The sequence below is a fragment of the Mesorhizobium sp. STM 4661 genome, assembly GCF_000359125.1.
In the GTDB taxonomy this organism is placed as follows: Bacteria; Pseudomonadota; Alphaproteobacteria; order Rhizobiales; family Rhizobiaceae; genus Mesorhizobium.
Genome location: NZ_CAAF010000039.1, coordinates 1 through 26,005, shown reverse-complemented (window position 1 = coordinate 26,005; position 26,005 = coordinate 1). Strand labels below are relative to the sequence as shown.

Annotated in this window: 19 protein-coding genes; 5 read left to right on the top strand and 14 right to left on the bottom strand. The window is 64.3% G+C overall.

Features of this window, described 5'->3' with window-relative positions; translation table 11 throughout:
• Positions 1–92 precede the first annotated feature (92 nt).
• Positions 93–710, bottom strand: coding sequence for a DUF922 domain-containing protein (locus MESS4_RS13135; RefSeq protein WP_006331097.1), 618 nt, complete (start codon positions 708–710; stop codon positions 93–95).
• A 202-nt stretch (positions 711–912) separates the two neighbouring features.
• Positions 913–2,592, bottom strand: coding sequence for an electron transfer flavoprotein-ubiquinone oxidoreductase (locus MESS4_RS13130; RefSeq protein WP_006331096.1), 1,680 nt, complete (start codon positions 2,590–2,592; stop codon positions 913–915).
• Between the two features lie 232 nt (positions 2,593–2,824).
• On the opposite strand from MESS4_RS13130, the gene MESS4_RS13125 reads away from it, so the two are divergent.
• From MESS4_RS13125 to MESS4_RS13115, 3 genes are all read left to right on the top strand, one after another.
• Entirely contained in the window at positions 2,825–3,469 is a 645-nt protein-coding gene (locus MESS4_RS13125; RefSeq protein ID WP_081609718.1) for a hypothetical protein, read from the top strand.
• Between the two features lie 293 nt (positions 3,470–3,762).
• A complete protein-coding gene (locus MESS4_RS13120) occupies positions 3,763–4,641 on the top strand; it encodes a uracil-DNA glycosylase (protein ID WP_006331086.1) in 879 nt (292 codons plus the stop codon).
• A gap of 281 nt (positions 4,642–4,922) precedes the next feature.
• The gene (locus MESS4_RS13115; RefSeq protein ID WP_036241183.1) at positions 4,923–5,738 is read left to right on the top strand and encodes a helix-turn-helix transcriptional regulator; all 816 of its coding nucleotides are present in this window, start codon (positions 4,923–4,925) and stop codon (positions 5,736–5,738) included.
• A 220-nt stretch (positions 5,739–5,958) separates the two neighbouring features.
• Here the strand turns inward: MESS4_RS13115 and MESS4_RS13110 are convergent, their stop codons facing one another.
• The gene (locus MESS4_RS13110; RefSeq protein ID WP_006331084.1) at positions 5,959–6,942 is read right to left on the bottom strand and encodes a DMT family transporter; all 984 of its coding nucleotides are present in this window, start codon (positions 6,940–6,942) and stop codon (positions 5,959–5,961) included.
• A gap of 255 nt (positions 6,943–7,197) precedes the next feature.
• On the opposite strand from MESS4_RS13110, the gene pepN reads away from it, so the two are divergent.
• Positions 7,198–9,843, top strand: coding sequence for an aminopeptidase N (pepN, locus tag MESS4_RS13105; RefSeq protein ID WP_006331082.1), 2,646 nt, complete (start codon positions 7,198–7,200; stop codon positions 9,841–9,843).
• A gap of 181 nt (positions 9,844–10,024) precedes the next feature.
• Positions 10,025–12,346 carry a PAS domain-containing sensor histidine kinase gene (locus MESS4_RS13100; protein ID WP_006331078.1) on the top strand — a complete coding sequence of 774 codons (2,322 nt, stop codon included), beginning with the start codon at positions 10,025–10,027 and terminating at the stop codon, positions 12,344–12,346.
• Positions 12,347–12,647: 301 nt separating this feature from the next.
• Here MESS4_RS13100 and MESS4_RS13095 read toward each other — a convergent pair whose 3' ends face one another.
• The 11 genes from MESS4_RS13095 to MESS4_RS13045 all read right to left on the bottom strand — a co-directional run.
• Positions 12,648–13,124, bottom strand: coding sequence for a hypothetical protein (locus MESS4_RS13095; protein ID WP_006331076.1), 477 nt, complete (start codon positions 13,122–13,124; stop codon positions 12,648–12,650).
• Positions 13,125–13,188: 64 nt separating this feature from the next.
• Positions 13,189–16,155 (bottom strand): bifunctional [glutamine synthetase] adenylyltransferase/[glutamine synthetase]-adenylyl-L-tyrosine phosphorylase, encoded by a 2,967-nt coding sequence (locus MESS4_RS13090; protein ID WP_006331075.1) that lies wholly within the window; start codon positions 16,153–16,155, stop codon positions 13,189–13,191.
• The gene (locus MESS4_RS13085) at positions 16,155–17,630 is read right to left on the bottom strand and encodes an ATP-binding protein (protein ID WP_006331070.1); all 1,476 of its coding nucleotides are present in this window, start codon (positions 17,628–17,630) and stop codon (positions 16,155–16,157) included. Before MESS4_RS13085 ends, MESS4_RS13090 begins: the two co-directional genes overlap by 1 nt.
• 6 nt (positions 17,631–17,636) lie before the next feature.
• A complete protein-coding gene (locus MESS4_RS13080) occupies positions 17,637–18,311 on the bottom strand; it encodes a response regulator transcription factor (protein ID WP_036241182.1) in 675 nt (224 codons plus the stop codon).
• A gap of 446 nt (positions 18,312–18,757) precedes the next feature.
• Positions 18,758–20,311: a Do family serine endopeptidase gene (locus MESS4_RS13075; protein ID WP_006331067.1), complete on the bottom strand. Its 1,554-nt coding sequence runs from the start codon at positions 20,309–20,311 to the stop codon at positions 18,758–18,760.
• Between the two features lie 137 nt (positions 20,312–20,448).
• Entirely contained in the window at positions 20,449–20,913 is a 465-nt protein-coding gene (locus tag MESS4_RS13070; RefSeq protein ID WP_006331066.1) for a cytochrome c-type biogenesis protein, read from the bottom strand.
• Positions 20,910–22,901: a heme lyase CcmF/NrfE family subunit gene (locus MESS4_RS13065; RefSeq protein WP_006331064.1), complete on the bottom strand. Its 1,992-nt coding sequence runs from the start codon at positions 22,899–22,901 to the stop codon at positions 20,910–20,912. The genes MESS4_RS13070 and MESS4_RS13065 overlap by 4 nt, the downstream gene beginning before the upstream one ends.
• An 11-nt stretch (positions 22,902–22,912) precedes the next feature.
• Entirely contained in the window at positions 22,913–23,356 is a 444-nt protein-coding gene (gene ccmE / locus MESS4_RS13060) for a cytochrome c maturation protein CcmE (protein ID WP_006331062.1), read from the bottom strand.
• An 8-nt stretch (positions 23,357–23,364) separates the two neighbouring features.
• Positions 23,365–24,483 carry a c-type cytochrome biogenesis protein CcmI gene (gene ccmI / locus MESS4_RS13055; RefSeq protein WP_006331060.1) on the bottom strand — a complete coding sequence of 373 codons (1,119 nt, stop codon included), beginning with the start codon at positions 24,481–24,483 and terminating at the stop codon, positions 23,365–23,367.
• Between the two features lie 124 nt (positions 24,484–24,607).
• A complete protein-coding gene (locus MESS4_RS13050) occupies positions 24,608–25,048 on the bottom strand; it encodes a hypothetical protein (protein ID WP_006331059.1) in 441 nt (146 codons plus the stop codon).
• A 191-nt stretch (positions 25,049–25,239) separates the two neighbouring features.
• A partial coding sequence (locus MESS4_RS13045) for an ATP-binding protein (RefSeq protein ID WP_036241180.1) occupies positions 25,240–26,005 on the bottom strand: 766 nt, incomplete at its 5' end.

Here is a 26,005-nt window from a genome sequence, read left to right as displayed (position 1 = left end):
TTGCAGGAACGGGCTGAGCGCTCAAGCTGCAAATCTCCCCCCTTGAGGGGGAGATGTCCGGCAGGACAGAGGGGGGCGCTGTCCCTCCTGCATCAATGGTTCTGGATCGCACCATCAGGCTTGCCCATCAAAGCATCAACCAAATGCTCGACATGGCCGCCGTCGCGATGCTCGCGCGCGTCGAAGGCGTTCTGTTTCGCCTCGTATTCGGCATAGATGGCCTTGATCCGGCGTCTAGCCTCTCGGTGTGTCCTGGTGCAAAACCAGTTGTCCGCGAATTCCAGGCCCGTGATCGACTTCTCGGTAACCCGCATCATTGTCGTGGCGATGCGGCCATGGGTATGCTCATGGGCACGCACGCCGGCGAAAAACCGCTTCCAACGCGTCTTCAGCGCCGGCGTGGCGGCCGAAGCCATGCGGGGGAAGGTATAGGTCAGGTCGAGCGTTCCGTCGGCCTGCCGCAGACGGCAGACGCCACCGTCCCTGCCGACGTCAATATCCCAATCAACGGTATAGGCGGTCAGCGCGATGGCGTGCGTCGTCAAGCCATGCTTCGGCCCCTTGCGGTCCATGGCCACGACCAGGCCCGCGCCCGTGGCCCCTGATATGTCGTAGGTCCGTGTCTTGACCAGCACCTTCGTGCCGGCCGATGCCGCCGGCGCGAAGCCGCACAGGGTCGCCGCAAGGCACGTCAGAACCACCAGGCGCATGTTCATCTCTCCGTACAGAGAGATCAGGGAAACACAGGCACGCCGCTGTTTCAACGGCCTCGACGCCGGCACATGACCTGGCCGACTACATGCCTTGATAGACCGGCCCCCTCTCCGGCTCTTGTTTTGAGCATGAGCCGTTCCGAACCAAAGGTTCGGGATCATGCTCAGGCGGCGGTCGAGACGGCCCGTTCTGCGCGGTTCACATGCCTTGATAGACCGGGCCTTCGCCGCCTTGTGGCGGCACCCAGTTGATGTTCTGGTTCGGATCCTTGATGTCGCACGTCTTGCAGTGGACGCAGTTCTGCGCGTTGATGACGAAGCGCACATCCTTGGCCGCGGGGTCGGCGGCCGCGTTGCCGTCCTTGTCGACCCATTCGTAGACGCCTGCCGGGCAGTAGCGGGTCGAAGGCCCGGCAAAGACGTCATGCTCGGAACGCTTCTGCAGCTCCATGTCGGCGACCAGCAGGTGGACAGGCTCGTTTTCCTCGTGATTGGTGTTGGACAGGAACACCGAGGACAGGCGGTCGAAGGTCAGCACGCCGTCCGGCTTGGGATAGGCGATCTTCTTGTGCTTGGCGGCCGGCTCCAGCGTCGCGTAATCGGCCTTGCCGTGCTTCAGCGTGCCGAAGGGCGAGAAGCCGAACAGCGTGTTCAGCCACATGTCGAGGCCGCCGATGCCGACGCCGACGATGGTGCCGAAGCGCGACCAAAGCGGCTTGACGTTGCGTACTTTCTTCAAATCCTTGCCGATGTCGGTCGCCCGCCAGGCTGCCTCGTAAGAGGACAGTTCATCATTGGCGCGGCCGGCGGCAATCGCGTCACTGACATGCTCGGCCGCCAGCATTCCGGAGAGTACGGCATTATGCGAGCCCTTGATGCGCGGCACGTTGACGAAACCCGCCGCGCAGCCGATCAGCGCGCCGCCGGGGAAGGACAGTTTCGGCACCGATTGCCAGCCGCCCTCGGTGATGGCGCGGGCGCCGTAGCCCAGCCGCCTGGCGCCCGCGAAGGTGCCTGATATCGCCGGATGGGTCTTGAAGCGCTGGAATTCCTCGAACGGCGACAGCCAGGGGTTCTTGTAGTTGAGGTGGATAACGAAGCCGACCGCCACCTGGTTGTCCTCCAAATGGTAGAGGAAGGAGCCGCCGCCGGTCTTCATGTCGAGCGGCCAGCCGAAGGAGTGCTGCACCAGGCCCAGCCGGTGGTTCTCCGGCTTGACCTGCCAGAGTTCCTTGAGACCAATGCCGAACTTGGCCGGCTCGCGGCCGTCGGCAAGGTTGTATTTGGCGATCAATTGCTTGGCCAGCGAGCCGCGCGCGCCCTCGCCGATCAGCACGTACTTGCCCATCAGCGCCATGCCCGGCGCGAAGCCGGGACCGTGCGTGCCGTCCTTCTCGACGCCCATGTCGCCGGTGACGACGCCGATGACCGCGCCCTCATCATTGTAGAGCAGGCCGGCGGCGGCAAAGCCCGGATAGATCTCGACACCCAGCGCTTCGGCCTTGGTTGCCAGCCAGCGACAGACATTGCCGAGCGAGACGATGTAGTTGCCGTGGTTGTTCATCAGCGGCGGCATCAGGATGTTGGGCAGGCGGAATGAACCGGCGGGGCCGAGGACCAGGAAATGATCCGCCGTCACCGGCGTCTTGAAGGGGTGACCCTCTTCATCGCGCCAGCCGGGCAACAGGCGATCGATGCCAATCGGATCGACGACGGCGCCGGACAGGATGTGGGCACCGACTTCACCACCCTTTTCCAGGACGACGACGGAAAGCTCTGGATTGACCTGCTTGAGCCGGATCGCGGCGGCGAGGCCGGCTGGGCCGGCGCCGACGATGACCACGTCGAATTCCATGCTTTCGCGTTCGATCTCGCTCATCAACCCCTCCGCACTGGCTTGCCGCATTTGCGCATCTTGCTGGCTCCCGCGCTGCATAGCGCATCAATTCGCGACGCGAAACCGGCGCTGACGTGACAATAGCGATTTGCCCGCCGCTGCACCTATTTTACGGCGATGCGAACATCAATCCATAATGTATCGGTTGCCAGAGAGCACCGCGCTGACGTTTTTTAATTGTTCGACGGCTTGTTTATCGGCCATACTTCGCGCCATGCGCATTCCTGAGCCTTCAGGCTTTTCATCGACGCGCTTCTTTTCTTCGCCCGGCCGGATTTGTCGGGCGCTCCTTTTGGCCCTTTCGCCGCTGGCGCCAGCCAATGCGTATGCCGACGAGCAAAAGGTCTGGGCGGCCGGCGCCTATTCCTTTTCCGATGAACTCGGCGGCTTCCGCATCACCGGAGCTTCCGGCATCGGGACCAAGGACGACCCGCTTGTCATCACCGAGGAGATGAATTCGGCGACGCCGGTGACGCTGACCATCCGCACGACGAAGCCGATCCAGCCGTTCGGCACCGCGGGCGAATTCGCCAACGGCCTCATGTATATGCGCATAGACGTGCTCAACAACAGCGGCCAGGCCTGGGTCGAATTCCAGTTCGAACTCCAGGAGATCCTCGACCAGCCGAGCGTGTTCGGCGACGGCCTGTCGTTCGACCAGCGCAACAAGACGCCCGACAATATTGTGTCGAGCAGCTTCGCCGATTTCGATCGCGATTTCGAACCCTATGACCGGCTGCTGTTCAAGAACGGCAAGATCGACCCGCTGAAGACGGGCCGCTTCGAATTCCTGATCACCGACTACACGCCGCGCTGGACGTTTTATCTGGTGCAGGATCCGCGCATACCGACCGGTTAGTTCGTGAAGACGCGGGGGCTATGTTCCCTTGACGATTAGCGAAAGCGATGGTGACAGCCAATCTCCCTCCTCGAGGGGGAGATGGCCGGCAGGCCAGAGGGGGTCGCCGCGCGTCGAGCGCCATCCTCCTCCGTCAATGATAAGGAAGGTCGCGTCAGGACGTGCCGACCCCCTCTGTCGCCTTCGGCGACATCTCCCCCTCAAGGGTCCCTCAAGGGGGAGATCGGCACGCGCTCGCCGCTTTCGCCGATCACCAACTTGCAAATCGTGGTCGCGCGGACGATGGTGGCGCCATGATTGCCACCTCCCCCAACAACCCAACCGATATCGCCGATCTGCTGGCCTTCTATGCCAGCGCCGGCGCCGACGAAGCGCTCGAAGAGGAGCCGGTGAACCGGTTTGCCGAGATGGCACCGAAGTCGCCGGAGCGTGTACCCGAGGCGACGGCGCCTGCCGGCCAAATCCCGGCGCCAGGGCCTAATCAGCCGTCGCGCCCCGGCATAAGCCGGTTGCCGGACGCGCCACCAGCGCGCACGCCTGCCGCCACGGCAACGGTGCCCGACGAGGCGCAGGCCGCACTTGCACGGCAACTGGCTGCCACTGCGGCAAGCCTCGACGAGCTTCGCCAGCACATGGCGGCGTTCGACGGCTGCAACCTCAAATTCACCGCCAAGAACCTGGTGTTCGCCGACGGCAACCCCAATGCCGCGGTGATGCTGGTGGGCGAAGCGCCCGGCCGCGACGAGGACATCGAAGGGCTGCCGTTCGTCGGTCGCTCCGGCCGCCTGCTCGACCGGATGCTGGCGGCGATCGGCCTCGACCGGACCTCCGTCTATATCGCCAATGTCATCCCCTGGCGGCCACCCGGCAACCGCACGCCGACACCGCACGAGACCGAGATCTGCCGGCCGTTCATCGAACGGCAGATCGAGCTGGTCAATCCCAGGGTTCTGGTCAATCTCGGCGGCCCATCGGCGAAAACCTTGCTCAACACGACCGAAGGCATATTGCGGCTGCGCGGGAACTGGCGCGTCCACACGACGGCTTCGGGGACCGCCATTCCCGCCATGCCGACCCTGCACCCGGCCTATCTCCTGAGAACCCCAGCGCACAAGAAGCTGGCTTGGCGGGATTTTCTTGAGGTGAAGGCGAAATTGCAGGCGCTTGGGTGATTGGCCAATCTCCCTCCTTGTGGGGGAGATGTCCGGCAGGACAGAGGGGGGCGCGAAGGATCGCCGGCCTCTGTAATTTGCCACGGGAGCTTTCCCGGCGACGTCGCCGCAGCCTGCGATATGCTGACGGGACAGCGCCCCCCTCTGCCTTGCCAGGCATCTCCCCCACAAGGGGGGAGATTGGCCGTCATCGCGGCTTTCGCCAATCTCCGACGATGCCCGAGTGCTCATAACCTGTCAGGTAATTGAAATACATCTCCCACCGCCCTACTCATCCTATCATGACAACATCCCAGATTTCCGCCGGCAGCCTCATTCGCGAATGGCGTACCCGCCGGCGCATGAGCCAGCTCGACCTCGCCATGGAGGCCGAGATCTCACAGCGGCATCTGAGTTTCGTCGAAAGCGGCCGCGCAGCACCGTCGCGCGACATGGTGCTGCATCTGGCCGAACAGCTCGAGATTCCGCTCAGGCAGCGCAACCAGCTGCTGCTGGCCGCGGGCTTTGCCCCTGGCTTCGGCGAGCGACCGCTGACCGACGCCACGCTGGCGCCGGCGATGGCAGCCGTCGAGATCGTGCTCAAGGGGCACGAGCCCTTCCCGGCGCTTGCCGTCGACCGGCACTGGAACCTGGTCTTGGCGAATGCCGCCATCGGACCGTTCCTTGCCAACATTGCCGAGCCCTCCTTGCTGACGCCGCCGGTCAATGTTCTGCGGCTCAGCCTGCACCCGGGCGGCGTGGCGCCACGCATCGTCAATCTCGCGGAATGGCGGGCGCATCTGCTCGACCGGCTGAAGCATCAGAACGACGCCAGCGGCGACCCGGCGCTGGTCGAGCTGGAGCGGGAGCTGCGGACCTACCCCTCCGGCCTGAAAAGCGGCCGACCGGCGCCGGTCGAGCCGAACGCGATCGTGCATCCGCTGCGGCTGGCGCATGGCGATGTCGTGCTGTCGTTCATCAGCACCATCACCGTGTTCGGCACGCCGCTCGACGTGACGCTGTCGGAACTGGCGATCGAGTCTTTTTTCCCCGCCGACGAGCAGACACGTTCGGTACTGGTGCGGCTGGCGAAAGAGCGGGCGGCAAAGGCCTTGTAAACGAAAGCTTCTCTTCGGAACGCTGGAGGGACAGCACCCCCCTCTGGCCTGCCGGCCATCTCCCCCGTAAGGGGGGAGATTGGCAGCCTCGGCCTTGCCGTCCTTTCTGCAACGCAGGCGATTAGCGAAGGCCGACGCGACATCCGATCTCCCCCCTTGCGGGGGAGATGGCCGGCAGGCCAGAGGGGGGTGTGAAGGAACTCGACCGAACGAGGCTAAATCACCCCTGCGGCGGCGCCGCCTTCCGCGTGCGGGTGCGCTCCAACCCGAGCTGGTGCTCGCGCCAGATGATGAAGATGCCGGCGGCGACGACGATCAGGCCGCCGACGAGCATATGAATGGTGGGAACGTCACCGAAGACCAGATAGCCGACGACGACGCCGAGGATCATCGAAGTGTATTCGAAGGGTGCCACGACCGAGGCTTCGGCATGGCGATAGGCCGATGTCATCAGGATCTGGGCGAGCCCGCCGCAAAAGCCTGATGCAATCAACAGACCGACCTGTACCGGTGTCAGCGCCTGCCAGCCGAAAGGCAGCGTCAGCAGCGCCATGACGCTTGCCGTCGCCGAAAACCACAGCACGATGGTCGCCGTCCTTTCGGTCTGGACGAGATTGCGCACGAGCAGGATGGCGTTGGCCGAAATCGCCGCGGCGACAAGGGCGGCGATGACGCCGAGCACTTCCTGGTCGCCGAGAGCAGCACCCGAGCGCAGCAGCGTCAGTCCCGGCCACGAGATGATCAGCACGCCGATGAGGCCGACCGCGACCGCGCTCCAGCGGTAGACGCGGATGGTTTCGCCGAGGAAGATCGAACTGAACACCACCACCAGCAGCGGCTGCGCGTAGTTCAGCGTGATTGCCTCCGGCAGTGGCAGCCGCGTCAGCGCGAAGAAGCCAAGTCCCATCGCACAAACGCCGACGACGCCGCGCGCAATATGGTTGAGCGGACGCTTTGTCGAAAAGGCGGTGCCGAGTTTACCCCGGAAGGCGAGGAAGGCGATGATCGGAAAGATGGCGAAGAACGAGCGGAAGAAGGCGATCTGACCGACCGGCAGGGTGCCCGCGGCCTTGATGCAGGACGACATGCCGACAAAAACCGCCACCGACAGTATCTTGAGCATGATGCCGGTGAGCGTGGAGTGCCCGCCGGCATGATCGTCGGGCCGTGCGGCAGCCCCTTCCACACCCGGCCTGGGCGTCACTTCGCTTCTGCTTCCCGGATCGCCGCCCAGATGAAAGCGGCATCCTCGCGACGCAGCACAGAGGCGCCCATGCCGAACTTCGGTGTGACGACAGTCATAAATGCCTCGCGATGAAGATGAATGGGGAACGAGTGCCTGAAATAGGCACTGCCGCAGTTTTGTCGAGAGGCCGTTTCGTGTAAAGAGCGCCGACTTCAAATTTCTTGGACCAGCGGACCCATCCGCCGCTGCGGAAATGAACAGGAAACCCAGGGAATGCGCACCGATACCGGCCAGGTCTTCAAGCTCGAAGACTATCGCCCCAACGACTATCTCATCCCGGAAACCAGCCTGACTTTCCGCCTTTCGCCAGAAGCCACGCGCGTCACCGCCGTGCTGACCGTCGAACGCCGCGACGGAGTAGCAGCGTCGGCGCCGCTGGTGTTGGACGGCGATGGGCTGACGCTTCTGCGTGTCGCCATCGACGGCAGCGACCTCGCGCCAGCGGATTTCCTTGCGACGCCCGATCTCTTGACGATCATGACGCCGCCGGCGACACCGCGCTTCCAACTGCTGATCGAAACCGAGCTGGCGCCGGCGCGCAACGAAGCGCTGATGGGCCTCTATCGCTCCAGCAACGTCTATTGCACGCAATGCGAGGCTGAGGGTTTCCGTCGCATCACCTATTTCCTCGACCGTCCCGATATCCTGTCGGTCTACACAGTTCGCATCGAGGCGCGGCACAACGAGGCGCCGCTGCTCCTGTCCAACGGCAACCCGGCGGGCAGCGGCGATCTTGGCGAGGGCTGGCACTATGCGGTCTGGCACGACCCCTTCCCCAAGCCGTCCTATCTGTTTGCGCTGGTGGCGGGCGCTCTCGGCAAACTTGCCGACAGTTTCACCACCATGTCCGGCCGCAAGGTCGAGCTCGGCATCTATGTCGAGCCGGGCAAGGAGGAGCTTGCCTTCTATGCCATGGATGCCCTGAAGCGCTCGATGCGATGGGACGAGGAGGCATTCGGCCGCGAATACGACCTCGACGTCTTCAACATCGTCGCCGTGTCCGATTTCAACATGGGCGCCATGGAGAACAAGGGCCTCAACATCTTCAACGACAAATATGTGCTGGCCGACCAGGAGACCGCGACGGATGCCGATTTCGCCAATATCGAAGCGATCATCGCGCATGAGTATTTCCACAATTGGACAGGCAACAGAATCACTTGCCGCGACTGGTTCCAGCTTTGCCTGAAGGAAGGGCTGACGGTTTTCCGCGATCATGAATTCTCCGCCGACCAACGCTCGCGGGCGGTCAAGCGCATCGCCGAGGTGCGCACGCTGCGCGCGCATCAGTTTCCCGAGGACCAGGGACCGCTGGCGCATCCGGTCAGGCCGCGCCGCTACCGCGAGATCAACAATTTCTACACGGCGACCGTCTACGAAAAGGGCTCGGAGGTGGTGCGCATGATCCGCACCATTCTCGGCACTGAAGCCTTCCGCGCCGGCATGGACCTCTATTTCGAGCGCCATGACGGCCAGGCGGCGACGATCGAGGACTTCATCAGGGTGTTCGAGGACGTCTCCGGCCGCGACCTGTCGCAGTTTTCGCTCTGGTACCATCAGGCGGGCACGCCGAACCTGACGATCAGTTCGACGCACAGTCCGGCAACGCAGGAATTCACGCTCGAGATCGAGCAGTCGGTGCCGCCGACACCGTCGGAAAGCCGCAAGCGGCTGATGCATATTCCGCTGGCCTTCGGCCTCGTCGGTGCCGGCGGCAAAGCGATAGAATATCGCGGCGTTGAAGGCGCCAGCGTCGAGGACGGCGTCATCCATATCCGCAAGCGCCGGCACATGGTGCGCTTCTCCGGCGTTGCCGAGCGCCCGGCGCTGTCGCTCAACCGCGGCTTCTCGGCGCCGGTGACGCTCTCGGTCGAGCAGAAGGCCGGCGACCAGTTCTTCCTGGCCGGCCATGACAGCGACGCCTTTTCGCGCTGGCAGGCGTTCAACACGCTTTTGACCGACGCGCTGATCGCAGCCTTCCGGCAGATCCTCGGCGGCCAGGAGCCCGGTTTCGCCGCACGGCTGACCGGGCTTGCCGGCGAGATCGCCGGCGACGAAACGCTGGAGCCGGCCTACCGCGCGCTGGCGCTGGCGCTGCCCGGCGAGGCCGACATTGCCCGCGATATCGGCAAGAACATCGACCCCGACGCCATCTTCGCGGGCCGCGAGGCACTGGCGATCGCGATCGCCGGAGCCAACCGGGAGATGTTTGCCCGCCTCTACGATCGCCTGGCCGACACGGATGCGTTCAGCCCGGACGCGGCGAGCGCCGGGCGGCGGGCGCTGCGCAACATCCTGCTCGACTATCTTTCACTGCTGCCGGGGGGCGCCGCGCTTGCCGCCCGGCATTTCCAGTCGGCGACCAACATGACGGACCGCGCCGCCGCGCTGACCGTGCTTGCGCTCCGCCACAGCGGTTCGCTCGAGACGGTCAAGGCGCTGGCCGGCTTCGAAGCGAAATACGCACGCGATGCGCTGGTGATGGACAAATGGTTCCAGATCCAGGCCAGCGTGCCGGGTCCGCGAACCGTCGAGGTGGTGCGCGCGCTGACCGGCCATCCAGCCTTCTCGATGGCCAACCCGAACCGAGTGCGCTCGCTCGTCGGCACGTTTTCCAGCGCCAACCAGACCGGTTTCCATCGCGCCGACGGCGAAGGCTACCGATTTTTCGTCGAGACGGTCCTGCAAGTCGAAAAGCGCAACCCGCAAGTGGCCGCCAGGCTGGCGACCGCGCTCAGATCATGGCGCTCGCTCGAGCCCGGCCGGCAGGCCAAGGCAAGGGAAGCGCTGCTTTCGATCGCCAATGCCGAGAACCTGTCGGCCGATCTGCGTGACATCATCGAGCGCACGCTGGCGTAAGTGCGCAATCTCCACGCTCGTGGGGGAGATCGGCAGCTTCGGCATTATTTTAGTCGATTTTTAATCTTTTTTCGCCGCGCCTCTGGACAAGGCGAATCACCTTTGATTCTTTACTGACGATTCGGAAGTGCGGCGTAGCCGGATCGTCAAGCGGCATAGGCAAATTCGGGGAGTGCCATTTATGGCGAAGGCGGACGCGTGGGGCGCGCCCGGAGGGACGGCTTTTGAGCGGCGTGAGGCGAGACGCGACGGTGTCGCCGGCAATGCGCGGCTCATCGCCGAACCCGCCTACCGGCGGCTGCTGGCGGCCGAGCCGTTCCTGCGCCGGTCGATACCGGCCCTCATCATCATTTTCCTGATCGTCATCGCGGCGCTGCGCTTCCTGTCGCTGATGAACGAGCGCGACGACGTCGAGCGCGACGCCAGGGCGGTGCTGGCACTGGCAGCGAGCCAGATGGCCAGCGCAATCTCGGCCGACCCCAATGCAGCGTCCGGAGCCGCAGAGGATCTCCTGGAGAACACCAGCCGCCAGGGCGCCATGGGCCGAAGCCACGTGCTTGCGATCACCGACGGCGCCTTCAAGATCATCGCCGTGTCGCCGCTGTCGACGGGCTGGCAGGGACGCTCGCTCGACAGCCTCGTGCTGGGCGGCCAGCCGCTGTTCATGTTCGGCGATCGCGCAGGGGTCATGGAGGTCAGCATCGGCGGACAGGACTGGTTCGCGGCGGTGAGCCTGGCAACCAACAGGAAGAACGCCGCGGCCGTGCTGGTGCCGCAGGAAGCGGTCTTCGACACATGGCGCAAGACCGTCTCGCTCAACGTGACGCTGTTCGTGCTCACCGCCGGCGTGCTGATCATCATCCTCTACGCCTATTTCGGCCAGGCGGCGCGGGCGCAAGCCGCCGACCGTATCTATCTCGAAGCGCATCAGCGTATCGACATGGCGCTGGTGCGGGGCCGCTGCGGCCTGTGGGACTGGGACATGGTGCGCGGCAAGATGTACTGGTCGCGCTCGATGTACGACATGCTGGGCTACGAGCCCTGCGACACGATGCTGTCGTTCGGCGAGGTCGACGAGATCATCCACCCCGAGGATGGCGACCTGTTCGAGCTCGCCAACCGGATCGTCGGGCGTGAGATCGACCATATCGACCAGGTGTTCCGGATGCGCCATGCCGACGGGCAATGGGTATGGATGCGCGCAAGGGCGCAGGTCATCGATCCGGAAGCGCCGGAGATCCAGCTGATCGGCATCGCCGTCGACGTCACCGAGCAGCGGCATCTGGCGCTGCGCTCGGAGGCCGCTGACCTGCGCCTCAGGACAGCCATCGAGAACATCAACGAATCCTTCGTGCTCTGGGATTCGGCCCAGCGCCTGATCATGTGCAATTCCAAATACCAGCAGGACAACGGCCTGTCGGATCGCGACGTGATGCCGGGCGCCTCACGCGCCGTTCTGGAAGATCGCATGCTGGCCTTCGCCTCGGAGCGGCGGCTTGCCAACACCAGCGGCGCGCAAGGCGGCGTGACCTTCGAGCGGCAGCTTGCCGACGGCCGCTGGCTGCAGGTCAACGAGTTGCGGACCAGGGACGGCGGCACCGTCTCGGTCGGCTCCGACATCACCCAGATCAAGCTGCACCAGGAGAAGCTGGTCGACAGCGAGCGTCGGCTGATGGCGACGATCCACGATCTCAGCCTCGCCCGCAGGGCCGAGGAAGAGAGATCGCGCGAACTGGTCGAGCTCAATCGCAAATACATGAAGGAAACCGAGCGCGCCGAGGCGGCGAACCGGGCCAAGTCCGAATTCCTGGCCAACATGTCGCATGAATTGCGCACGCCGCTCAACGCCATCATCGGCTTTTCCGAGCTGATGGAACAGGGCCTGTTCGGGCCGCTCGGTTCGTCGCGCTACGAGGAATATGCCACCGACATCAATGGCAGCGGCAAGTATCTGCTGGGCGTCATCAACGACATCCTCGACATGTCGAAGATCGAAGCCGGCCAGTTCTCGATGGACCGGGAGGAAATCGACCTCTGCCCGCTGATCCGGGAGACGGTACGCGTCGTCTCGCTGCAGGCGGCGGAAAAGTCGATCGCCGTCGAAACGCGCATCCCCGATTCGCTGACGCTCTTCGCCGATCGCCGGGCGATCAAGCAGATCGTCATCAACCTTCTGTCGAATGCGGTGAAGTTCACCGGCCAGGGCGGCCGCATCGCGGTAAGAGCTCGCAATATGTCTGGCGCGCTGGTGCTCACGATCGAAGACAATGGCTGCGGCATCCCGAAAGGGGCGCTGAGCAAGCTCGGGCGGCCGTTCGAACAGGTGCAGAACCAGTTTTCCAAGAGCCACACCGGCTCCGGTCTTGGCCTCGCCATCTCGCGCTCGCTGGCCGAGCTTCAGGGCGGCGCCTTGAAAATCCGCTCCACCGAAGGCGTCGGCACGATCGTGTCGGTGCGCATTCCGATCAAGAAGGCAGCGCAGGCGGTCAAGGCTGCCGCTTAGAAGATACTCGGAAGGTAACCACCCGAGACGGAATCTCCGATCTCGGAGGGACAGCACCCCCCTCTGTCCTGCCGGACATCTCCCCCGCAAGGGGGAGATCGGGTGTCACTTCGACCTTCGCCAATCTCCAGCGTTCAAAAGTTAGCGCAGTGGATGACGCTGCTGATCTCCCCCCTTGCGGGGGAGATGTCCGGCAGGACAGAGGGGGGTGGGAGGGAATGAGACCGAGACGACTTCAAGTCTCTGCTTTGCCCTCCATCACAGCTCCGGCGGCACGTGCCGCCGGAGCCGTTATCACGAATTACTGCATCCCGTCGCCACCGGAGCCGCCCCATCGACGGTGACGGTCCACGCGACCGCCCTTCGGCAGTTCGCTCTTCTCGATCTTGCCGTCATTGTTCTTGTCGAGCATGGCAAAGACCTTCTTCTGACGACTGGTGATATCGTCGGTGGTCAGCGTGCCGTCGCCCTTGCTGTCGTAGCGAGAGATGATGCGCTTGGCCATTTGCTCGAAACGCGCCTTCTCCAGCGCCTCGGCGAGTTGGGCGACGGTCAGCTTGCCGCCATTGTCAGCGACCATCTTCTTCAGCCGCGCGTTCATGGCGTCGGAGAACTGGTCGAACGTGATGGTGCCGTCCTGATCCTTCATCGCCTTGTTGAGGCGCAGCATCATGCCCTCGCGCATTTTTGCGCCGGCATTGTTCTCGGCGTAAGCGGTGGTGCCGACGGCGCCGGCCAAGGCTACGAAGGCAAGGGCAAGTTTGGTTGACTTTCTCATGGTTTTCTCCTGTTGCACCGTCACCCCCGATGCGATCAGAAACAGCCGTGCCCGTCTCTTGCCGTCACGGCCGTTTCGCACGAAGCAAAAGGTCAAATTCCTTTCTGACCTTTTGCGACGTCTCTTTGAGGTGTGCTTCCAGCACACCGAAATCCGGCAGGTCGGTGACCGCCAGCAGCAGATCCGAAAGCCCCGGCGGCACGTCGTCGCGTTCGAACACGCCGGTGAGGCAGAGCCTGATCATCTGGGTCAGCGCCAGATAGAGCGCATAGGCATCGCAGAGTTCCTGTCTGACCTGGGTCTCAGCGAAATCCGGCGCCAGGCGTGACAGGATTTCGGCTGTTCCGGTGGCGCTGCGGCCGGCTTCGACCTGCCCGGTAATCACCGCCACCTGGGCGATGAATTCGAGATCGATGAGCCCGCCCGGGATCAGCTTGATGTCCCAGAGGTCGTGTGGCGGCTTCTCCTTTTCGATCATCGCGCGCATCTCGGACGCCTCGGTCATCACCTTGGCGGCATCGCGCGGCAGGGCAAGCACCGCCGTCACCTCGGCCTCGACCTCGGCGCACAGCGCTTGATCGCCGCCGATCGCGCGAGCCCGCGACAGCGCCATGTGCTCCCATATCCAGGCCTCCTGGCGCTGGTACTTCCTGAAGGCATCGACATGGGTGGCCACCGGCCCCTTGTTGCCGGAGGGGCGCAGGCGAAGGTCGAGTTCGTAGAGAACGCCCTCGGCCGTCGGCGCGGACACGGCCGATATCAGCCGCTGCGTCATCCTGGAGTAGTAGTGGGAAGGCGCCAGCGGCTTGTCGCCGTCGGACTCTTCGGCGTCAACGTCATGGTCGTAGAGCAGGATGAGGTCGACGTCGGAGCCGGCCGTCAATTCGCGGCTGCCGAGCTTGCCCATGCCGAGCAGCGCGACGGTGCCTCCGGCAATACGGCCGTGGCGCAGCGCGAACTCGGCGGTCACCGCCTGCAAGGCCGAATCGATGGTAAGATCGGCGAGATCGGAAAACGCGCGGCCGGCGCGGGCCGGGTCGATCGAACCGGCCAGCAACCTGACGCCGATCAGGAATTTCTGCTCCGATGCGAAGATACGCAAGCGATCGAGCACGTCTTCATAAGCCCGGTCGCCTTCTATGAAGGCGGCGAGACGCGCGGACAGATAGGCGCGGTCCGGCAATTCGGTCAGCAGAGCCGGATCGAGCAGGCCGTCGAAGACATGCGGCCGGCGGGTGATGATCGCGGCCAGCCTGGGTGCCGCGCCCATGATCGTCGCCATCATTTTGAGCAGAGCGGGATTGGACTGGAGCAGCGAGAAGAGCTGGATGCCGGCAGGCAGGCCGGCGAGGAATTCGTCGAAGCGAATTACCGCCTCGTCGGCCCGGCGCGTCTGACCGAATGCCCGCAACAAGGCCGGCGTCAATTCGGTCAGCCGCTCGCGCGCCTCGGCCGACCGGGTGACGCGGTAGCGGCCGAAATGCCAGCCGCGGATGACGCGGCAAATGTCGCTCGGCCGCTGGAAGCCGAGCCCGCTCAAGGTCTGCAGCGTGTCGGGATCGTCGACGTCGCCGGTAAAGACCAGATTGCCGATGCCGGCCGAAAGCTCGGGCGCTGTTTCGAAAAGTGCGGCGTAGTGGCGTTCGACCTGGTGCAGCGCGGCGCGGAACGCCACGGCAAAACTGGCCGCATCGGCAAAGCTCAGCATGCGGGCAACGCGTTCCAACCCCTCGTCGTCTTCCGGCAGCGTGTGGGTCTGCTCGTCGGCGACCATTTGGATGGCATGCTCGACGCGGCGCAGGAACCAGTATTGCCTGGCGAGCGTGTCGCGGGCGTCGGCCGTGACCCAGCCGCGCGCCGCAAGCTGGCCAAGCATCGGCACGGTCTCGCGGCCGCGCAGATCGGGAAAGCGGCCGCCGGCGATGAGCTGCTGGGTCTGGACGAAGAACTCGATCTCGCGAATGCCGCCGCGGCCGAGCTTGACGTTGTGACCTTTGACCGCGATCTCGCCATGGCCCTTGTGGGCGTGGATCTGCCGCTTGATCGAATGGACGTCGGCGATCGCCGCATAGTCCATGTATTTGCGCCAGACATAGGGTTGCAATTCCCTGAGAAACGCGTTGCCCGCCGCGATGTCGCCGGCCACCGGACGCGCCTTGATCATGGCGGCGCGCTCCCAGTTCTGGCCGCGCGCCTCGTAATAGCGAAGTGCTGCCTCGACCGGGATTGCCAGCGGCGTCGAACCGGGGTCGGGGCGAAGCCTGAGATCGGTGCGGAAGACATAGCCGTGCTCGGTGCGGTCCTGCAGGATGCGGACCAGCCGGCGGGTCAGGCGCGAGAACAGCTCCGTCGCGTCGAGCGGATCGATCACGGCCAGCGCTTCCGGGTCGAAGAAGACGACGAGATCGATGTCAGAGGAAAAGTTCAATTCATGCGCGCCGAGCTTGCCCATGCCGAGCAGGATCCAGCCCGATTGCCGCGAAGGATGTTCCGGGTCGGGCAATTTGAGCTTGCCTTGCTCATGCGCATCGAGAAGCAGGAAGTCGACGGCAGCGCGCGTGCAGGCGTCGGCAAGATCGCTCAACCGCCGCACTGTGACAGCGGTCTCGGCGTCGCCCGCGAGATCGGCGAGCGCGATCAGAACATGCGCCTCCGCTTTCCATTGCCGCAGCTCCATCATCAGGCTGCTTTCGGGGACGGCTTGCGCACGCACGGCCTTGTCGATCGCGACGCCGATCGAGGCCAGCCGCGCCTCGACCGTCTCATCGAAAAGCGTGTCGAGAATCTCAGGGCGGCGGCGCACCGTGTCGCGCAGGAATGGCGACAGGTCGAACACGGCGGCAAGCAAATCCTGGGCAGCCCCCTTGCCGGCCAGGAATTTCGCCAGCCGGGCAAGCCCCTCTTCCTGCGCGGCTGAAGCGATCTCCGACAATTTCCGCCTGGCGCGGCTTGGATCCAGCGGAACAAGCTTGGCCGCCGGCTGCAAAAGCCAGTTGGTCCCGACCCGTTTCGCAGCCGCCCTCGCCGCCATCAGTGCTCCTCCCGTCCGGGAAAACTCATGACGACCGACAATCCGGGATTTGCCGGCAGAAGATCGAGCCGTCCGTTGTGGAACGTCATGATCGCCTTGGCGAGGCTGAGACCAAGACCGGAACCGGGTTGCGAACGGCTTTTTTCCAACCGCACGAAGCGCTCGGTCGCCCGTGCGCGGTCGGCGTCGTCGGGAATGCCCTGACCATTGTCGGAGACGGTAAGCCTGATTTCGCCGCCAACCCGTTCCAGCGTCACGCGCACGCCGGGCTTGCCGGTCGAATCGGCCGAATATTTGATCGCATTGTCGACGATGTTCGACAGTGCCTGGCCGATCAGCTCGCGATTGCCGTCTACGGCAAAATTACCTTCGACCGAACTCTCCAGCGTCACGCCGGCCTCGTCCGCCACCGGCTCGTAGAGTTCGACGACATCGCGCACGGCGGCAGCCAGATCGACCCGGCTGGTGCTTTCGGACGAATAGCCTGCCTCCAGCCTGGAGATCATCAGGATGGCGTTGAAGGTCTTTATCAACTGGTCGGACTCGGTAATGGTCCCTTCCAGCGCCTGCCGGTAATCGGTGGTCCTGTGCTTGCCGGAAAGCGTCGCCTCGGCGCGGTTGCGCAGCCGGGTCAGCGGCGTCTTCAGATCGTGGGCGATGTTGTCGGAAACCTGCTTCAGACCCTCGTTGAGCGTGGCGATCCTGGCCAGCATGGAGTTGAGGTTTTCGGAGAGCCGGTCGAACTCGTCGCCGGCGCCGGTGACCGGCAGCCGGCCGGAAAGATCGCCGCCCATGATGCGGCGGCTCGCCTCCGACACGCTGTCGATGCGCTTCAGCGCCGCGCGGCCGACAAAGAACCAGATCAGGAGCCCGCCAAGACCCATCATGCCCAAAGCCAGCATCAGGGCACGGCGGATGACGGCGCGGAACCGCTCCGGCTCGCCGAGGTCGCGGCCGACGAGCATGATCATCTGGTTGGGCAGTCGCAGCACCAGCGCAATGGCGTTGTGGCCCTTTTCGCCCTGCGCCTGCACTTCGTTCTCGCCGGACTGCGTCTCGTTCTGGTCGGAGACCGGGTTGCGCTGCCGTTCAAGCTCGCCCTCGCCGAAGCGCCGATAGGAGAACGGTTCCTTCGTCCAGCCCTCGGTCTCGATCACCCCCGGCTCCAGGCTCTGCACATTGCCGGTCAGGATCTGGCCGTTGGTGTCAGCGATCAGATAGAGGTTGGCGCCGGGCTGGCGGGAGCGGGCCTCGACCACGCGGACCAGCACCGGCAGACCGCCGCGCTGATAGGCCCTGGCGAGGCCGAGCACCTCGTCGTTGATCGTTTCCTGCGTCTGCGCGGTCAGCATGCGCGCCGACAGCGAGGTCATGTAGAAGACGAGCAGCACGGCGCAAAGGGCGAAAAGCAGGAGATAAAGCGCCGAAAGCCGCGCTGCCGTCGTCCTCATGATGGCGGGCACGGATAACGCCATGGGGCTTTAGCCGCTTTTCAGCATATAGCCGGCGCCGCGAACCGTATGCAGGATCGGCTTGTCGAAGCCCTTCTCGATCTTGCCGCGCAACCGCGAAACATGAACGTCGATGACGTTGGTCTGCGGATCGAAATGGTAGTCCCAGACATTTTCGAGCAGCATGGTGCGCGTCACCACCTGGCCGGCATGGCGCATCAGATATTCGAGCAAGCGGAACTCGCGCGGCTGCAGCGTGATCTCGCGCGACGCGCGCCGAACCGAATGGGAGAGCCTGTCGAGCTCGAGGTCGCCGACCCGGTAGACGGTTTCGGTTTCCCTGGAACTGGCGCGGCGGTTCAGCACTTCGACGCGGGCGAGCAGTTCGGAGAAGGCGTAGGGTTTGGTCAGATAGTCGTCGCCGCCGGCGCGCAGGCCGGTGACGCGGTCGTCGACCTCGCCGAGCGCCGAAAGGATCAGCACCGGCGTCGTGTTGCCCCTGGAGCGCAGTCCAGCTATGACCGACAGGCCGTCGCGGCGCGGCATCATGCGATCGATGACCATCACGTCATAGTCGCCGGCATCGGCGAGCGCGAAGCCGGTTTCGCCGTCACCGGCGACATGCGCGGTGTGTCCGGCCTCGGCAAAGGCCTTCTGGAGGTAATCGGCGGCCTCGCGATCATCTTCTACGACAAGAATCTTCATAGGGCCGTTATACGCGATTTCGCTGGAAGATTGAGTGGCCGGTATATGCATCGTGGCCTCACCTTGGCGTATCGCAAACAAACTGATTCAAGGATACGCAATAAGTCTTTGTTTTTGCATATCGGCGCCAAACCCCGCGGCACCGTCGGGTCAAGTCCGAGGCCAAGCTTTTGGTTATCGGAGCGACATGCTTCTTGTCCGAGCATGTCGTTGTCCCAAAACCGCTGCGCACTTTTGGGCGATATGCTTCGTCGTTGGAGCATGTCTTTATCCCAAAACCGCTGCACACTTTTGGGCGACATGCTCGGGATTACGCGGCAGCGGGCGATGGGAGCCCGCTGCCGCTGGAGCAAGACACGATGACTGACTAACGTGTTTTCGCTCCGTGCTTTCCCATGCGATGGCTCGGGGGTGTTTGAAACCACCGCATTGGAAAAGTCGAACCATCAGCCCTTGGCGACAGGCAATGCGACAAAGCGATTGCTGTCGTCGCGGGTGATCTGCATCAACACCGCCTTGCGGCCGGACTTCACCGCATCGGCCATCGCCTTGTCGACATCCGCGGTGCCGTTCACTTCCGTCGAATTGACAGAGGTGATGACGTCGCCGGGCTGGATGCCGCGATCGGCGGCATCGCTGTCCGGGTCGACATCGGTCACGACAAGGCCCTTGCCATTGTCCGACTTGGTGACGGTGAGGCCGAGATCGGCCAGCGTGTCGGGCTTTGCCGGAGCGGCGGGCTGCTGCTGGTCGGCCGAGGCCTGCTTGTCGCTCGAGGGCAGTTTGCCAAGGTCGACCTTGACCGTCTGGCTCTTGCCATCACGCCAGACCGTGACGTCGACCGACTTGCCGGGCGAATAGGCCCCGATGAGACGAGCCAGTTCCTTCGGCGAAGCAACATCCTTGCCATCGACCTGGGTGATGACATCGCCTGACGTGATGCCGGCCTTCTTGCCAGGACCATCGTCCTGGGCGCTGGAAACGAGCGCACCCTTCTCGGACTTCAGACCGAGCGATTCGGCGATGTCCGTCGTGACCGGCTGGATCTCGACGCCGAGCCAGCCGCGCTGGACGGAACCGTTCTTCATCAGATCCTCCACAACCGCTTTGGCGGTCGAGGCGGGAATATCGAAGGCGATGCCGACGCTGCCGCCGGAGGGCGAGAAGATCGCGGTGTTGATGCCGACGACCTGGCCGTTGAGGTTGAAGGTCGGACCGCCCGAATTGCCGCGGTTGACCGAAGCGTCGATCTGGAGAAAGTCGTCATAGGGACCGGCGCCGATGTCGCGGCCACGGGCCGAGACGATGCCGGCGGTGACCGTGCCGCCGAGGCCGAACGGATTGCCGACGGCCACGACCCAGTCGCCGACGCGAACCTTGGAATCGTCGGCGAAGTCGACATAGGTGAACTTGCCGTCGCCATCGACCTTGAGCATGGCGAGATCGGTGCGCGGGTCGGTGCCGATCAGCTTGGCGTCGAGTTCCTTGCCGTCATTCATCACCACGGTGAAGGACGAGCCTTCCTCGACGACATGGTTGTTGGTGACGAGATAACCGTCATCGGAGATGAAGAAGCCGGACCCCTGTGCCACTGGCCGCGGCTGGTCGTTGTTGCGGTCGCGGCGGCCGAAGCGGCGATGACCCTGGTCCTGGCCATTCTGATCGCCAAAGCCACGGAATTCCTTGAAGAAGCGGCGCAACTGCGGATTCTCAGGGAGATTGTTCATCCCATCCGGATCGTCGGACTGGTCGGAGCCGTCATCGGCCGCCGGCTCGATCTTGGCCTTGACCTTGACGCTGACAACGGCGGGAGAAACACGCTCGACAATATCGGCGAAGCCAGGCACCTGCGGTGCCTCGACACGCACGGCGTCAGCCAGGACCGGCGCTGTCCCGGTGGCGACGGCAGCGAAGCCGATCGCGCCGGCAATGGCGACAGAAGCGGCGGCGGCCATCAGACGCTTGCGGGTGTGGGGATATGAATTGGGGGCAATATTCATGGTTTCTCTTATCCTCTTTGAAGGGATGCGCTCAGGTGAGCATCCTCAGGCAACGAGAAATAGAGGGGCGCACATTACGGCGCCATTTCCAGTGCATGAAACTTTCGTAATGTTTGCGGGGGCGCCGGTTCCCGCTTTCAGTCCCGTCGCAAAATAGTTTCCAGCGCCGCCTGTTCCTCGGCAGTCAGTGCAGCGGTTGCCGTCGAACGGCGCGACCGGGCGGTCAGCACGATGAAGAACCCGCCGGCCAGGAGCAGAAGGATTGGCGTACCCCAGAGCAAGCCGTTGCGCAGGTTGAAGCGCGGCTTCAAAAGCACGAACTCGCCGTAGCGCGAAACGATATAGTCCATCACCTGCTGGTCGCTGTCGCCGGCGACCAGGCGCTGGCGCACCAAGACACGCAGGTCGCGAGCAAGGTCGGCATCGGATTCGTCGATCGACTGGTTCTGGCAGACCATGCAGCGCAGCCCCTCGGAAAGGGCGCGCGCCCTCGCCTCGAGCGCCGGATCGGGCAGCACCTCGTCGGGCTTCACCGCGAAGGCGCCGCCGGCAAACAACAGCGATAAAAGCAGCACCAGCGAAGCGAGGGAAAACCTGGTCATGGCAGGCTCGCGGAAGGCACAGCGCCCGTCGGCTTGCGGCGCCGGGACGGCGCACCGACGCGCAAGCGCCGATCCATGAGCGACATCGCGGCGCCCGCCATCATCACCAGGCCGCCACCCCAGATCAGCGTCACCAGCGGCTTCCACCACACACGCACCACGACCGAGCCGTCGGTCGCCTGGTCGCCAAGCGAGAGGTAGAGCTGGCTGAACCCGATCGTCTTGATGCCGGACTCGGTCGTCGTCATCTGGCGCACGGGATAGAAGCGCTTGGCCGAGGTGATTTCGCTGGTGGTGCTTCCGTCGGCGCCAAGCAGGGCGAAGCGGCCACGGTCCTCGCTGTAGTTAGGCCCTTGAGACGGATAGAGCCCCTCGAAACGCAGCGTTTGGCCGGACAACTCGACGGTCTCGCCGGCACGCATCGACAGGATCTTCTCGGTGCCGAAGCAGAGCGTGCCGACAATGCCGAGCGTCGTCAGTCCGAGGCCGAAATGAGCGAGCGCGGTGCCGAAGACCGAGCGCGGCAGGCCGACCAGGCGCCTGAGCATGACGTCGGGCGCGACAGTGCCGAAACCGGATTTGACGGCAAGGTCGGTGAGCGCGCCGCAGATCAGCCAGAAGGCCAGCCCGACGCCGAGGGCAGCGAAAGCCGACGTGCCGTCGATGAACAAGGCCGTCACCAGCACGGCCAGAAGCGCCGCCGCGAACGCGGCCATCAGGCGCTGAGCGACAGCAAACAAGTCGCCGCGCTTCCAGGCCAGCAGCGGACCGAACGGGACCACGACCAGAAGCGGCACCATCAGCGGGCCGAATGTCAGGTTGAAGAACGGTGCGCCGACCGAAATCTTGTCGGCCGTCAACGCTTCGACTGCCAGCGGATAGAGCGTGCCGATCAGCACGGTGGCGGTGGCGGTGGTCAGGAACAGATTGTTGAGGATCAGCGCGCCTTCGCGCGAGATCGGATGGAAGAGACCGCCGGCCGTCAGCCGCGAAGCGCGCAAGGCAAACAGCGCCAGCGAGCCGCCGATGAACAGCGTCAGCATGCAGAGGATGAAGACGCCGCGGGTCGGGTCGGTGGCGAAGGCATGCACCGAGGTCAGCACGCCGGAGCGCACCAGGAAGGTGCCGAGCAGCGACAAGGAAAAGGTCAGGATCGCCAGCAGCAGCGTCCAGATCTTCAGCGCCGAGCGCTTCTCCATGACGATCGCCGAATGCAGCAGCGCCGTGCCCGCCAGCCACGGCATGAAGGAGGCGTTCTCGACCGGATCCCAGAACCAGAAGCCGCCCCAGCCGAGTTCGTAGTAGGCCCAGTAGGAGCCCATGGCGATGCCGCCGGTCAGGAACATCCAGGCGACCAGCGTCCACGGCCGCACCCAGCGCGCCCAGGACGCGTCGATGCGACCTTCGATGAGGGCGGCGACCGAGAAGGAAAAGCAGATGGAGAAACCGACATAGCCGAGATAGAGCAACGGCGGATGGATGGCGAGGCCGAGATCCTGCAGGATCGGGTTGAGATCGCGGCCCTCGATGGGTGCTGGATTCATCCTGATGAACGGATTGGACGTGGTCAGGATGAACAGGAAGAAGGTGGCGCCGATCGCGCCCTGCACGGCCAGCACATTGGCCCGCAGCGTCGCCGGAAGATTGCCGCCGAAGACGGCGACGAGCGCCCCGAAGAAGGTCAGGATCAGCACCCAGAGCAGCATCGAGCCTTCATGATTGCCCCAGGTGCCGGTGATCTTGTAGATCAGCGGCTGCAGCGAATGCGAGTTCTCCCAGACGTTCGCCACCGAAAAATCGGAACTTGCATAGGCTGTCGCCAGTGTGGCGAAGGAGAGCACGGTGAGGGCAAAGCCGGTCACCGCGACGGGGCCGCCGACAGCCATCATCCTGGAGTTGCCGGTGCGCGCGCCAACCAGCGGCACCAGCGTCTGCACCAGGGCCAGCGCAAAGGCCAGAACCAGTGCGAAATGTCCGGCTTCAACCATCGCAGCACCCGTTATTCACTCTTGCTCTCCTGCCATACGCCCTTGGCCTTGAGGCCGTCGGCCACCTCCTTGGGCATGTAGTTCTCGTCGTGCTTGGCCAGCACGCTGTCGGCGACAAAGACGCCATCCGGGCCGAAGGTGCCTTCAGTGATGACGCCCTGCTCCTCGCGGAAAAGGTCGGGGAGGATACCCGTATACATGACCTTGACGGACTTTTGCGTGTCGGTCACCGAAAAGGCGACGGTGGCGCCCTGCCGGCGCTGGATCGTGCCTTTTTCAACCAGCCCGCCCAGCCTGATACGCTGGCCAGGCTGCACGCTGGCGGTGGTCAGATCGGCGGGCATGTAGAAATAGGAGGCCTTCTGGCCGAGCGCATAGAAGGTCAGGCCGGTCGCGGCGCCGAGGAAGGCCAGCCCTGCGGCGATCACCGACAAACGTTTTTGCCTGCGCGTCATGTCTGGTTCTACTCCGTCGCAGTCAGGCCAAGCGAGGCGGCAAATGCGGTGAATTTCCTGGCTTCCTCACTATCCGGGCCAAAGACGGCGATACCGCGACCCAGCGCATCGCGCGCCTGGTCGGCCTTGCCCAGCACGACATAGGAACGAACGAGCTGCATCCATCCTTCCGCGTTACGTGGATCTTGCCGCAGTTTCTCGTCAAGGCTTGCAACCATGGCCTCGATCATCGCTTGCCTGTCCTGCGGCGACATCGACGAGGCAGCATCGACCTCGTTCGCGGGCTGCCCCGCAGCGACGGCCTTGTTCGCGGATTCGGACAGCGCCTGCTCGACAGCACCGCGCCATGGCGAATCTTGCGGCAACGTGCTGAGCATTTTCTGCCAGGCCGCCGTCGCTTCCGGGACGCGGCCTTCCTGCGCCAAGCCCATGGCAAGATAGAAGCTCGCCTTTGGATTAGCCGGGTCGAGCTTCAGCGCCGCCTCGAACGCGTCTTGCGCCTCGGCCGAAACGATGCCGCCGGCCGCATTGGCGATCGCCTCGCCGAGACCGGCCTGGCGAGCAGCGCTGTCGCCATCGAGGCGAATGGCGTTGCGGTAGGCGGCGACCGCATCGGAGAACCGCTGCAGGCGCAGATAGATGGGCGCCAGAACGTCCCAGCCCCTGCCATCCGACGGATTGGCGGCAAGATGGGCCTCGGCGCGGGCCACCAGTTCGTCCACCGAGCTGTCAGCGGGATTCTTGGCCAACCGTGCGCTGAGCGGCTGCGACGGCAGGTCGGGCGAGCCGAGTTCGCCGTAGAAACCCCAACTGATCAGCGGAACCGCCAGAACCGCCGCGGTCGCGACAAGCCGCGTCGTCGTCGATGGCCCGGCTGCCTTGGCGGCCGGCTCCGCATTGTCCAGGCGAAGGATGCGGCGGGCGATCTCGGCGCGCGCCTCCTCGGCCTCGGCCGGCTGGATCAGGCCGCGCGCCGCGTCACGGTCGAGTTCGGACAGTTGGTCGCGATAGACCTCAAGGTCGTGATCACCGGCGGCGGACGCGCCCTTCGAACCGCCGGCCAGTGGCAGCAGCACCGCCAAGCTTGCGCCCAGCGTCAGAATGGCGGCTATGACCCAGAAAAGCATGGTTCTTCCAATAGCGGTAGAGCCTTGCGCTGCCAACACAGGAATACTGCGACGCTTTGACGGCCGGCGCGCTGCATGTCTCCGATCGATACGGCCGCGGCGATATCGATCGGAACAATTGGTCTCAGGTCAGCGGCGTCCAACTGCCATCGGCATTGCGACAGGCGGTTCCACGCGCGGTGGCGCCGGCGGTGCCGGTAAAGACCGTATGGGTGTATTGCCGGCAGTCCTGCGAACCGACGCGATAGGGCTGAGCGGCGACGACCTCGCCGGAATGCGCAGAGCGATCGCTCTTCCACGTCACCTTCTGGCCGCTCGCCGTATATTCAAGCGCCTTGTATTCCGCCTCGAGCGCGCTGCGCTTCTCCGCGTCGCTCAGGCCGGCGCCGATCGATCCGCCGACGAGGCCGCCGCCCATGGCGGAAATGATCGTCGTCGTCACCTTGCCGCCGCTTGGCGGCAGGGAGGCCGGCTGCGGCGTAACCGTTGCGTCCGGGCCCTTGCCCAACGTCGTACAGCCGGAAATGGCGAGCAGTGCGGAAACGAGCGCGACGCGAATCTTCATGCCTATAACCGGTTTTCTCGAGTTAGAGCTGGGTCGCGCCTTCGGGAGGTCGGCGTGGCCATAGTGTTGATGTTTGTCGGAAATTTGGCCGTGGCCGACCGCTCGCAAAAAAGCCTGCCCTTCACTGCTCTATCTTCTTGTTTGACCATGATCTTATCCGAAAATCGGTTCCCACTTTTCGGGATCATGGTCTAGTGAAGGCTCCGCAATCGAACCACCGCCTTCAACCCGCCCATATCTGACCGTTCCAGGGCCAGAGCGCCTCCATATTCGTTGACGAGGTCGGCGACAATGGCAAGTCCGAGCCCCGTCCCCGGCTTTGTCTCGTCGAGGCGCCGTCCGCGCTTCAGCGCCTCGCGTGCCTTGTCCTCGGGGATGCCCGGGCCGTCATCCTCGATGCTGATCTCGAACAGATTGGCCGCGCCCTCCTTGCCGGCGCCACCCTTGTCGGAGATTGGCACCACCGACACAGCGACCGCGCTCTTTGCCCATTTCATGGCATTGTCGAGCAGATTGCCAAGCAACTCCTCCAGATCCTCGCGTTCGCCGGCAAAGACGATGTCGACTGCCGGCAGCGAAAGCGAGAGATCGGTCCGCGGATTGAGTTTTTGCAGCACGCGCACCATGCGCTGGACCAGCGGCGCCACCGGCGTTCGGTAGACGACGCTGTCGCGCTGCGCGGCGACGCGGGCGCGCTGCAGATAATGGTCAACCTGCTTCTGCATGGAGGCGGCCTGCTCGGCGATGAGCTGGCCCTTGGCGCCGCCGAGCGCCCGCCCCTCGTTGAGCAGCACCGCCAGCGGCGTCTTCAACGAATGGGCGAGGTTGCCGACTTGCGTGCGCGAGCGCTCGACGATGCGCTTGTTGTTTTCGATAAGCGCATTGGTCTCGTTGGCAAGCGGTTCGATCTCGGCCGGGAAGCGGCCGTCGAGCCTTTGCGCCGTTCCCTCGCGCACC